The following is a 12,473-nucleotide window of genomic DNA, read 5'->3' on the forward strand; positions in this document are numbered from 1 at the left end:
TCAAATTTAATAGAAATAAAAAATATATTGCAGCGTGGATTAAATAAGATGGAAAAAAGATATTTGAAGTAATGGTTTAATTAAATTTTTTGTAGTTACGGAGATTGGTAAAGGATAATTCATACCTTGAAAAGTCTTTATGATAAATTAAAAGTGAGGGCTGTAGTGATGAAAAAAGTTAAATTAGAAGATATTATAGAAGCTATGGAGTTAGTTAATGATGATAGCAATTATTATAATAAAATGACAGGTGAAATTACTTATGTGGATGATGAAACAAGAAGACTAGCTGAGGATTGTAGCATGGAAGATTTAGAAAGTTTACCTGATTGGCAGAGGGATGATGTTAGAGGAGCTATTGATGTTGAAGAAAACTGGAATTATTATATTGCTTTACCATCAAAGTTTGATATTAATGAGTATGATATTATGGTTAAATTTTGCTATTTGTTGGATAATGATAAAATATCTAACCAACTATTAAATGCGTTAAATGGAAAAGGAGCTTTTAGAAGATTTAAGGACACAGTTTTCAGGCTTAGCATAGAAGAAAAATGGTATGAGTTTAGAGATGAAGCTTTGAGAAAAATTGCATTGGATTGGTGCAGTTGCAATGGAGTGGAAATTGATAACAAGTAGATATTGGGAAAATATCCATCTTTAAATTCTAATTAGAGATAAGTTTTAGCTTTTAGAAGTTTTATTAATAAACTTTTATAGAAGAGTTAGTACTTGTCTCCATTTTTTCACTGTAAAAAGAGATGAATATGTTATAAAATAACAGTATAATTTGAAATTTTATATAAAAAGAGCAATTAATATAGCTGCGGCAAATAAATTTTATGGATTTGTGAAATTGTAAAATTATAAAAATATTCTACCTTGGAAGAGGTGAAAGCATGACAAAAAAGTTGAAATTAGAAAATAATTATGATTATATATCTGTAGACGCAATAACAGCTAAAGAAATAGAAAATTCCAACTGTATTACTGGTGACACTAATTATTTGCTGCCTAAGCTTAAGGAATCCTTTAAGAAAGCTATAAGCATTGATATAATAGTGGCATTTTTAATGGAGTCAGGAGTAAAGCTTTTAAAAGAAGAACTTAAGGAAGTAGTAAATAAAAGCATACCTATAAGAATACTTACGGGTAACTACCTAAATATAACTCAACCACAAGCTTTGTATATGTTAAAGGATATAATGGGAGATAAGGTTGATTTGAGGTTCTATAATATACCTAACAAGTCATTTCACCCAAAGGCATATATTTTTGAGTATGAAAAGGATGGAGATTTATATGTAGGTTCCTCCAATATATCAAGATCTGCATTAACTAGCGGTATTGAGTGGAATTATAGATTAAATAAAGATAAGAATATTGATGATTTTAACAGCTTTAAAAGTACTTTCGAGGACTTATTTTTAAATAATTCCACAATAATAGATGAAGAAGAAATGAGAAAGTATTCGGAAAGTTGGGTAAGACCTAAGGTATACAAACATATAGATGATAATGAAAATGTTTCTTTAAAGAAGGACAATAATCTAATTGAATTTTATGAACCAAGGGGAGCACAAATAGAAGCTTTATATGAATTAAAGAAAAGAAGAGAAGAGGGGTATGATAAAGGTCTGGTAGTAGCAGCTACAGGTATAGGAAAAACGTATTTAGCTGCTTTTGATTCAAAGGATTATAATAGAATTTTATTTGTGGCTCATAGAGAAGAAATAATAAATCAAGCGGCAGTATCTTTTAAGAATGTAAGGCCAGATAAGTCTATAGGCTTTTTTTATAGTAATAACAAAGATAATACTAGCGACTTTATATTTGCAACAGTTCAAACTCTTGGAAAGCCTGAATATTTAAATGATAAGCATTTTGCTAAAGATGCTTTTGATTATATTGTAATAGATGAATTTCACCATGCAGCTGCAGGAAATTATAAAAATATAATTGATTATTTTCAGCCTAAATTTATGTTAGGTTTAACAGCTACTCCAGAAAGATTGGATAATAAAGATGTATTTGCATTATGCGATAACAATGTAGCTTATGAAGTTAGGCTGAAATCTGCCATTAATAAAGGGTGGCTTGTGCCTTTTAGATATTATGGAATATATGATGAACTTGTAAATTATGAAACTATAGATTATAAAAATGGTAAATATGATAATAACAAGCTGGAAGAAGCTTTAATGATAAATAAAAGAGCAGATTTAATAATTGGACATTATAGTAAATACAAAAGTCAAAGAGCTTTAGGATTTTGTTCATCAAGAAAGCATGCAGAATTTATGGCAGAATACTTTTGTAGTAAAGGTGTAAAAGCTTGTGCAGTAGTAAGTGAAGGAAGCTCTGACTGTAGTGTAGATAGAAACGAAGCAGTAAATAAACTTGCTAAAGGTGAAATAAAGGTAATATTTTCAGTGGATATGTTTAATGAAGGCCTGGATATTCCTTCAATAGATCTTGTCATGTTCTTAAGACCTACACAGTCACCAACAGTATTTTTGCAGCAGCTTGGAAGGGGGCTTCGTAAGTATAAGGAAAAGAGATATTTAAATGTATTAGATTTTATAGGAAACTATAAAAAGGCAAATCTTGTACCTTTATTTCTTACTGGGGAACCAAAGAATTCTATAAGCTCAGGAACTATACCAGATGAAGAAGAATATCCAGAAGACTGTTTTGTAGACTTTGATTTTAGGCTTGTGGACATATTTAAGAAAATGGAACAGCAGGGTAAAAGGCTTCAGGATATAATAAAAGAGGAATATTATAGGATAAAAGAAGACTTAGGACGCAGACCTACAAGAGTGGAGTTTATAACTTATATTGAAAATGACATATATAATAGAATAAAAAATGCATCAGATAAAAATCCTTTTAGAAATTACTTAGGCTTTTTAAAGGATATTGAGGAACTTCACCAAGATGAGGCTGAGCTTATGGGAACAAAGGCAGAAGAATTTATAAATATGATAGAAAGAACATCTATGTCTAAAACCTATAAGATGCCTGTACTTTTAGCTTTTTATAATGATGGAAACTTAAAATTAAGTATAGATGAAGAAGATATTTATAATAGTTTTAAAAACTTCTATGCAAAAGGGTCAAATGCAATAGATTTGTTAAATCAGAAATCTACAAAAGGTTTTAAAAACTGGGATAAAAAGCAGTGGTATAAGCTGGCAAAGGATAATCCATTGAAGTTTTTGGCTAAAACTGAAAAAGAGTTTTTCTATTTTGATAAAGAAGATTTCTGTTTAAATGAAAATTTAGAGGAATTTAAAGCAAATAAAGCTTTTGTGAAACATTTTAAAGATGCAGTAGATTTTAGAACAAGAGAGTATTATAAAAATAGAGTAGAAAATAAGAAAAAGTGAGAATGAGTAAAGGAAGGTTAATATAATGAAGACTTATAATAAATTAGTTCGTGATAAAATACCACAGGTAATAGAAGCTGCAGGTAAGAAATTTGATGTTAGGAAGGCAGATAAGGAGGAACACTATAAGCTTCTTGAAGTTAAGTTAGAGGAAGAAGTTAAGGAATTTTTAGAGGATAAGAATTTAGAGGAATTGGCGGATGTTATGGAAGTGCTTTTTGGCTTGGCTGAGAATTTGGGGTATAGTGAAGAGGATTTGATGAAGATGAGGTTGCAGAAGAAAGAAAAACGTGGTGGATTTAAAGATGGAATTGTGTTGGAGAGGGTTTATGAGTAGTACTATCAGTATGAAAATTAAAAAATAATATACATTAAACATTTTGAAATGACGAGAGCATCCATAGGAAAGCCTATTAGCTTAAATTTTTTAAAAAGTTATATTTTTATTGTGATAACCATTTTGGTTATATCTAAAAATTAGGTATGCTATTAGTATAGCTGAATAGTTATGTTTTTATTTATATTGGAAATAATTAAAGGATGTTTTCACCTGCGAAACATCTATACATTTGCATTATTATAATATGATAAAAATAAGTTTGAAGCACATAAGCATTTTATATATTACTATAGTTAATCTTATAGGATTTTATTATGGTAGATTACCTCAAAAAATGCAGCAAGATATCGTACTGCAACATTCAAGAATGTATGGTTATAGAAGTAGAGAAGATTTTGAGCAAGGTAAGTTTGAAAAAGGAGTAATTTTTATAAGCAAAGATGAAAAGGGAAGAATAATACCATGTTCGCCAGAAAAAATAAAAATCAGTAATACTCATGTACTAAAAACAGGAAAGACTACAACACCTGTAGAATTTTAAACTGGATATAAATCTTATATAAGGATGAAATACCCAGGTTTATGAATGACTTTGATATGCCATTTGATGACAATCAAGTAAAACGTGATATTCGCATAATAAAAGTAAAGCAAAAAATTCCTGGTACATTTAGGGAATCCTATGGAGTGTAATTCTTTGCAAAAAGGATTTTCAACAATCTTATTCAGAATTCTTGTAGAACTTTTTTAAACAAGTCAGCAATCCATTTCGCATCTTTTTTGTCAGTTTTTTTACCACGAATAACCTTAACGTATTTTAAACGTGTTGCCTCAATATTACATTAAAATCAAATTTGACTAATATTGAGTTAAATGAAATGAGAGAATTAATTGTCTATGGAGGTATGAATGTGAAAGAAATAAGAATATTACATTGTGCAGATATGCACCTTGGTGCAGAATTATCAACATTGGGAAGAAAAGCAGTGACAAGGAGGGCTGAAGTTAAAAGGACATTTTTGAATATTTTAAAATTATGTCAGGATGAAAAAATACAATTATTGCTGATAGCGGGAGATTTATTTGATAATGTTCATGTTCAGAAAACTATGCTGGAAGAAATAAAAAATGGGTTTGCAGGACTGGAAGATACTACTATTGCAATTGCACCGGGAAATCATGATCCAATTACTGAAGATTCACCGTATTTGTTAAAGGATTTCTGGCCCCGTAATGTCATTATTTTTAAAGGTGCATTAGAAAAAATAGAACTTGAAAAATTGGGAGTTCGTCTGTGGGGAGGAGCTTTTACGGGAACATATCAAGTCGATTCCATGTTGAAAAATTTTACCATTCCAGATGATGAGTTAATTAATATCTGTGTAATTCACGGAGAACTTGTCGCCCCGCATCAAAAGAGCAATTACAATCCAATTACAGAAACGCAGCTTAAAAATAGCAAAGTTGATTATGTTGCTTTAGGACATATTCATAAACAGACTGAAGTATTAAAAGCTGGCAATACATATTATGCCTATTCAGGATGCCCGGAAGGAAGGGGATTTGATGAGATTGATGAAAAAGGTGTCTACATCGGGACAGTTTCAAAAGGGCTGTGCAGGCTAAAATACCGTAGATTGTGCCAGCGTATGAATGTTGAACTTCATGTAGACATTTCTGATGCAAAGAATTCAAAAATGGCTGCGGATATTATACTGGATAAAATGAAGTCAAGATGTGAAGAAAATTATTCAGAAAATCTTTACAAGGTGATTCTGGAGGGAATGATTGCAGACAATGTCAGTATTGATATTGATGATATCAAGGCAATTTTATATGAGATATTCTTTGTTAAAATTAAAGATCATACTACAGTAAAGATAGATTTTGACGCGGTTCCGGAGGAAACGACACTTAGGAATATTTTTATACGGAAGATGATGGAACGAATAAATGATGCAGGACCTGATGAAAAAGAAAAATTAAACAAGGCACTCAGACTTGGATTGAAGGCATTTTTCGGGGAGGTAAAATATAGTGAAGATTAATAAATTGCAGATAGGCAGTTTTGGCAAATTCAAGGACTATGAATTAGAATTAAAAGATGGTTTTCAACTGATATACGGGAAAAATGAGGATGGAAAATCAACCTTGATGGCATTTATTAAAATAATGTTTTACAGCAAACTGGAAAGGGGCAAGGACATAAATAAAAATCTGAGGAAGAAATACCAGCCATGGGATGGTTCCATGATGAATGGAGCAATCGAATTTGAACATGATGGAACATGTTACCGCCTGCAGAAAGATATGGGGGCTACTCCTGGAGCAGATAAAGTAAAACTCATCAATATGGACACTGGAGAGGAAGTATCTTTTGGTAAAAATGAAGAGATTGGAAAAAGATTTTTTGGCCTTGATTTGGACGGGTTTGAACGCAGTGTTTATATAAGTAATATCGGAAGTTTTTCTTCCAATGGGAATAATGATGAAGTTGCAGAAAAATTGATGTCAAATTTAGTTCTTTCAGGAGACGAAAATGTATCCCAGCAATTGGTGATAAACCGTATTAATGATGCAATAGAAGATATGGAATCTAAGAGAGGAAAAAAGGGAATACTCGTTGAAGCTAAAAATGAAATTGACTCTTTGCATAATGAATTGGTGGATATTCAAATACTTGAAGATGAACAGAAAAAAAACATGGAAGAATATCAGTGCCTGAAAACAAAGTTGAATGAGCAAAAAAATATTAAAGACTTGCTGGAGCTAAATACAAATAGAAATAGACTAAAGCAAGTAAATTCTCTTATTGAAAAAATAATGGGGTACACTGAATCAGAAAAAAAATTAGAAAAAGAAAATATTCCATTTAAAAGTCTTAAGGCATTTTTAACGGAATGCAATTCACTGATGGATGAAAGTGAAAAAGTAAGCGGAAGCCTGGAAAAGCTGAAAGGATCAATTAAAAATGAAGATTGTAATGGAAATAAGCTTATTCCAGTAAGTAAAAAGGAGTATAAATGTCTAAATGAACTGGTCAGCAAGGAAAAAACACTTAAAGACTTGCTAAAGAGAATTGATGAATGTTTTTTACCGGCGTTCAGGTCTTTTATAGAAGCAAAAAATAGTTATCAAAATGCAGAAACACTGTTAAGAAAAGAAACTGAACTGGCAGGGCAATTGCAAAAATTTCATAAAGCTTATAAAAGTTATGAAGAAGAAAAGAGTACCAGAATAGCAGATAAAGAGAAGATTACAAGAGACTTTGAAAAAGACAGGGCAAAGTGGAATTCCGAAAAACAACTGAGAGAGCAGCATATTGAATTTACAAGTGAAAAATTGTCAATGCAGGGCAAATTGACACAAACATCAGGTAAAGAAAGCCAGAATAAAAATTTATTACTGATTTTTAGTGTTATACTTGGCGTCATTTCACTTATACTTGCAGTAAAAATCAGTTCACTTGCAGCAATTGGAGTTGTTCTTGCCGCTGGAATAGGTGTATTTGCAATCAAGTCCGATAAACAAAGTGATAAAACGGAAAAAGGCAATAAATATGATTCAACAAGTAATCTAAAGCAGGAATTGCAAAATCTCAAAGTTCAAAGTGAAAGGGAAGACAGGAGGGTTTCTGACAGGACAAAAGATTATGAGGATAAAATAGCGGATATTTCAAGTAAAATTGATAGAATTGAAGAAAAGTTAAAATCGTTAATAGAAAATAATAATGCCTACATGAATTCAATGGATAAATGTTCACAGCTGAAAAATGAGAAAGATATAGCTTTAAATTATCTAAATACGAGAAAAAGCATTTTTTCCCAGGAATTGAACTATATGCTTGAAAAATATTCGGGAAATTCAAACTTAAATGCAGAAGCAAAAATTACAGTTTTACAGTCGGAAGATTTAAAAGAAATAGATGCTGTCAGCTATAGAAATAAAATTGAGGAACTTTATAATGCTGTAGAACTGGAAATTAAAGAAAAAATGAATGAAAAATCGTGTACATCGATAAAAAAATATGAAAATAAATATCTGGAGTATGCTTCCAACATGAAAAATCATGATGCTGTTACCAGGGTTCAGGAAGAGTACTTAAAAAAAGCCGGACAATTTCTGGATAAAGTGAATGAATATGAAATTACACCGGACTATGAAGCTGCTAAAGTTTTAGTACAAAAGCTTCAAGAAAAAATTTCTCAATTGGAAAGAGAAAAATATGAAGTGCTCAATATAGCAAAGGGAATGGGATATGATTCTCCTTCACTTGATCATTTAAATGAGGAAAAAAATAAATTGGAAGCATCAATAAAACGATTTGAGTCTGTAGGAGATATTAATTATTCCATAGAAGAATTAAAACAAAAACAGAAAGATTTTGCGTCTCAAAATATTGAACAACAATTTTTCGATTTGCAGAAAAAAATTAAGACACCGGATAAAAATTCAAGTCAGATTCAAGAAGAAATAGATGAAAAGGAAAAAGATATGGATGAAAAGACACAATACTTTGATTGTCTTAAAATTGCATCAGAAGTAATGCAGGAAGCTTCAGATGAGGTGCGTAAGAGTTTTGGACCGCAGTTAAACAGGAAGACTTCAGAAATATTCAAAAGCCTGACTAATGGAAAATACGGGAATATTCTTGTAACAAAAGATTACGATATTTCTATCCAGTCAGGTATACACTATAGGGAATGGAAATACTTGAGTAATGGAACAGTTGACCAGGTTTATCTGGCATTAAGATTAGCTATTGCAGAGCTTATTTCTGATAAAAACATTTATTTACCTTTATTTTTAGATGATGTGCTGATGCAGTATGACGACGAAAGAATGGATGCAGCCTTGAAGTTTTTGTCTGATTATGCAGTTCAAAAAGGGGATGAATTTCAACTGCTTTTGTTCACCTGCCATCAGAATATAATAGAACGAGCAAAGCATTATACTAATGAGGCAGTTAAAATTTGATGTAATAAGTAATTTTTCTATTTGACTTTATTATAAATTTGGATTATAAAGAAATAAATATAATAATTATTAGACTAAATTACAAATCTCTATAATTAATATTTGTTATAATGGTGAATTTTTATGGAGGTGTTTAAGATAAATTTTCTATATTGGAATGTTTGTAATAATAATATTTCTTCATATATTGTAGATGTATGTGTAGAAAATAAAATCAATATATTGATTTTAACAGAGTGTAAAAATATAGACGTAGATTACTTGATAAGAAAATTAAGAGATGAAGGTATGTTTTTTCAGGTTGAAAGAATTAATAAGGATTCTAGAATAATGCTTTTACATAATACAGAAGGGCAAATAAATGTTATAAAAGAAAGTAAATATTATTCAGCATTTAATATAAATGATGGAGATAAAAAAACTTTACTTTTTACATTACATCTTCCAAGCAGATATAAACAAGAAAAAGATGACTTAAACATGTATGCTTCGCAAATTATAAGGGAATTTGAGCAGCTTGAAGAAGAACGTAATACTGAAAATAGTATAGTTGTAGGCGACTTTAATATGAATCCTTTTGATAGTGGAATGATTTCAGCATTAAGTTTTAATGCAGTTATGTGTCCGGAAATTGCTAAAAGAAGAAGCAGAAAAGTTTTACAAGAAGAAAGAAAATTTTATTATAATCCGATGTGGCACCTTATGGGAAATGCTTCAAATTTGTCTAAGGGAACATTTTATTATTCAACTGAAATGAAAAGTTACTATTGGTATACGTATGATCAAGTTATATTAAGACCAGATTTAATAAATAAATTTGATATCAATAAGTTAAAAATAATTGATGTTATTAATAAAAACAGTTTAATAAGTAGAAATAATATACCTGACAAAAAAAGAATATCTGATCATTTGCCAATTAAATTTGAATTCAATATGGAGGTAATGAAAAATAATGGATAATTTATGGAACTTACAAGACATTGATAAAAAAGTATCTAATTCTCCTAATTTAATACTAGAGGAACAAGCAAGGTATTTTGAAAAGACTATAAAGGGTGTTTTATATGCAAAAATCATAAATACAAGATTAAAAAGCAATGATGATGTGCAGGAATATAAACTTGCTACAAGTTTTAACATAGTATCTCCAGAATTAGACAACTATACCTATACATTATTTACAGTATATTCAAATCCAGAAGCTAACTACCCGGTGGCTATTTCAGTAAATAATAATGAAGATTATATAGACATTGATTATACTTGTAATAATGAAACAGAATTTATTAGAGATTTATCTAAAATTTTAAGTTCTGATAAGGTGACTGACATTATTGAAGTACTTTATTCAAAAAGCAAAAATTTTTAACATATACTCAAACATACAACAACTTATTATAAACAGCGTTTTTGTTCCAAGTGTGGAGTTACCACTATAGTTGAATACACTTTTAATAATGAAATCTAAATATGAAAAAGATATCTTACCATTTATAGAAGATTTTGGTGCCTTTATAAATTTTATTTTGGAGAAAGATCCAGATTTATCAAATAAAACTCAAGTTTTAGGTAAAAACCTCTGTTTTGAATTAAATTCTCACCTGCATTTTCAAAGGACTGCAATCAAAGCAAGTTATACTCAAGAACAATATATAGCTATAGATTTATTTTTTAAATTAGCAGTTAAAAGTAGATTGTTTTTAATACAGATCAATAATAAAAATAAGTTCAAACTAATAAAAACAGTTTGTTTAGAAGAATTCTTAAACTTAAATATTTATGAAAAATATGTATTTCTACTTGAAGTTTTTTGGACTACATATGATTTTGAAGAAGAATTAAGACATAATGTTTTCGAGTTTATCGAGCTTTTAAATGTAATTAGTAAAACTAATAGTTATAGCAAAATATTTAAAAATGATGTTGGTTATGGAGGTTTCTTTTCATATTATTCTAAGATTACAAGGATATTAAGAATACTAGGAATATGTGAATTAGAGTTTATAGATAGTGTTAAAAGTAAATACGATGATTCCATAAAAAGTATTATGCCAACAGATTTTGGTAGAGAAATAAGTAAAACTTTAATAACAGCTTTAGATTATATAAATATTGAAGATTATATCATAAGTATTCTTAAAGAAAGATTGAATCTTAAGAATAGTGAAGAAGATAAAGCATTTATTGAAATTATATCAATGGTTTTTGAACCTAAGTTAATTAGCAAAACTATAAATTGTAATGTTGAAATTAATAAAAAAGGAACTTATATATTAAAAGTTTTATTAGGTAAGAATCTTTGGAGAGTGCTAAAACTATCTCATAATACGACATTTCATGAATTACATTTATTAATTCAACAAGCTTTTGATTTTGATAATGATCATATGTATGCTTTTTATACTGGCACAAGTAGAAGAACAGGAAAAGAGTTGTATTCAGCTGATCCATTTGGTGAAAGTGATGAATATGAAGAATTAACCATAGAAGAGGCGGACATTTATAAAGGTCAGCAATTTATATATTTATTTGACTTTGGTGATATGTGGGAATTTAAAATACAAGTAATGGACTTTATAGAAAATGAAGAATCTACTCCCCAAATCATTGAGAGCAAAGGAGAATCACCACAGCAGTATCCTGATTGGGATTAGATAAAAGTAGTAATAATCAGCTGTTTTAAGCTTTTTAGGTATGCTTAAGGTGTTTTTAGAAAAGAGTTCTAATAAATTACAAAGATGTGCGAAAGTAGATAGCCCAATATTCAATTATACTTGGATATTATACTATAATTATGAAAAAGTATATAGAGATATTAAAGCTATTCCACTAATTTCAATACTTGAGGCATAATTAGTTTTTGAGATGCTTTTGTTCACCTGTCATCAGTATATAATAGAACGTGCAAAGTCTTATGGTACTGTAGTGGTTAAAATTTGATGTAATAAAGCTTGCCTGATTGGCAGAGGGATGATGTTAGAGGAGCTATTGATGTTGAAGAAATATTTCTTTAAGTCCTAAATTTGGTTGAGGATGAACAGGTTTACAGAATCTATGGTCTGCTTGACGTACTGAAGTAAGACGTGAATTGATAAAAGGAAATGCATTAGTATAAATTTAATATCATATATTGGTAATTGAAATTAATTTACTTCACCCCTGTTATATCAAGGATGAAGCATTTTTACATGAAGCTTTATTTGATATGTATTTTAAAAGAGCTTCGCAGCCTATTTTTATATCATCATAGGTCTCATCAAAATTACCTGTGTACCAGGGATCTGCAATGTCCCCTGAAGTATCTGAGAAATCAAGAAGCTTTGTAACCTTGTTTTGAGAATCTTGTCCAATTATTCTGAGAATATTTTTTATATTATAGCTGTCCATTCCTATGATATAATCATACTTTTCATAATCCAATTTGGTGAGCTGAATGGCATATTTTCCATCTGTTGAAATACCGAATTTGGAAAGCTTGTCTCTTGTGCCCCTATGAACAGGATTGCCGATCTCTTCGGTGCTTGTTGCAGAGGATGCTATAAAGAAGTTATCTTCAAGTCCGCGTTTTTTGACTATATCTTTTAATACAAATTCAGCCATTGGTGAGCGGCATATGTTGCCGTGACATACAAACATTATTCTGATCATATATTATACCTCGTTTAAATAATATTTTTGTTTTCAATTGACATAACAAATAAATTATATCATGCTTTTATTATGCAGACAAAATTAAGGCTAAGTGTAGTAAATGAGTGTCT

At 29.8% G+C, this 12,473-nt stretch carries 11 protein-coding genes; 10 read left to right on the forward strand and 1 reads right to left on the reverse strand.

The annotated features are described in order from the left end of the window. The first annotated feature begins 168 nt into the window (after nucleotides 1-168). The 10 genes from B5S50_RS18685 to B5S50_RS18730 all read left to right on the forward strand — a co-directional run bounded on the left by B5S50_RS18685 (nucleotide 169) and on the right by B5S50_RS18730 (nucleotide 11,366). Nucleotides 169-639 carry a UPF0158 family protein gene (locus tag B5S50_RS18685; protein ID WP_217302522.1) on the forward strand — a complete coding sequence of 157 codons (471 nt, stop codon included), beginning with the start codon at nucleotides 169-171 and terminating at the stop codon, nucleotides 637-639. 260 nt (nucleotides 640-899) lie between these two features. Further along, nucleotides 900-3,392, forward strand: a complete 2,493-nt coding sequence (locus B5S50_RS18690) for a DEAD/DEAH box helicase family protein (protein ID WP_217302523.1) — start codon at nucleotides 900-902, stop codon at nucleotides 3,390-3,392. A gap of 25 nt (nucleotides 3,393-3,417) precedes the next feature. Then, complete coding sequence (locus B5S50_RS18695; protein WP_217302524.1) at nucleotides 3,418-3,729, forward strand: nucleoside triphosphate pyrophosphohydrolase; 312 nt, start codon at nucleotides 3,418-3,420, stop codon at nucleotides 3,727-3,729. Nucleotides 3,730-3,976: 247 nt separating this feature from the next. After that, nucleotides 3,977-4,273, forward strand: coding sequence for a hypothetical protein (locus tag B5S50_RS18700; RefSeq protein WP_217302525.1), 297 nt, complete (start codon nucleotides 3,977-3,979; stop codon nucleotides 4,271-4,273). A 41-nt stretch (nucleotides 4,274-4,314) separates the two neighbouring features. Further along, nucleotides 4,315-4,425: a transposase gene (locus B5S50_RS18705; RefSeq protein WP_217302526.1), complete on the forward strand. Its 111-nt coding sequence runs from the start codon at nucleotides 4,315-4,317 to the stop codon at nucleotides 4,423-4,425. Between the two features lie 218 nt (nucleotides 4,426-4,643). Next, a complete protein-coding gene (locus tag B5S50_RS18710) occupies nucleotides 4,644-5,780 on the forward strand; it encodes a DNA repair exonuclease (RefSeq protein WP_217302527.1) in 1,137 nt (378 codons plus the stop codon). Next, the gene (locus tag B5S50_RS18715; RefSeq protein ID WP_217302528.1) at nucleotides 5,770-8,709 is read left to right on the forward strand and encodes an ATP-binding protein; all 2,940 of its coding nucleotides are present in this window, start codon (nucleotides 5,770-5,772) and stop codon (nucleotides 8,707-8,709) included. Before B5S50_RS18710 ends, B5S50_RS18715 begins: the two co-directional genes overlap by 11 nt. Before the next feature lie 123 nt (nucleotides 8,710-8,832). Then, nucleotides 8,833-9,672: a hypothetical protein gene (locus B5S50_RS18720; RefSeq protein WP_065077358.1), complete on the forward strand. Its 840-nt coding sequence runs from the start codon at nucleotides 8,833-8,835 to the stop codon at nucleotides 9,670-9,672. Next, nucleotides 9,665-10,081: a hypothetical protein gene (locus tag B5S50_RS18725; RefSeq protein ID WP_065077359.1), complete on the forward strand. Its 417-nt coding sequence runs from the start codon at nucleotides 9,665-9,667 to the stop codon at nucleotides 10,079-10,081. The genes B5S50_RS18720 and B5S50_RS18725 overlap by 8 nt, the downstream gene beginning before the upstream one ends. 70 nt (nucleotides 10,082-10,151) lie before the next feature. Next, complete coding sequence (locus B5S50_RS18730) at nucleotides 10,152-11,366, forward strand: hypothetical protein (protein ID WP_217302529.1); 1,215 nt, start codon at nucleotides 10,152-10,154, stop codon at nucleotides 11,364-11,366. A 508-nt stretch (nucleotides 11,367-11,874) separates the two neighbouring features. Here the strand turns inward: B5S50_RS18730 and B5S50_RS18735 are convergent. Continuing rightward, nucleotides 11,875-12,360, reverse strand: coding sequence for a low molecular weight protein-tyrosine-phosphatase (locus B5S50_RS18735; RefSeq protein ID WP_217302530.1), 486 nt, complete (start codon nucleotides 12,358-12,360; stop codon nucleotides 11,875-11,877). Nucleotides 12,361-12,473 lie beyond the last annotated feature (113 nt).

The organism is Clostridium sp. 001, from assembly GCF_019056555.1.
In the GTDB taxonomy this organism is placed as follows: domain Bacteria; phylum Bacillota; class Clostridia; order Clostridiales; family Clostridiaceae; genus Clostridium_B; species Clostridium_B ragsdalei.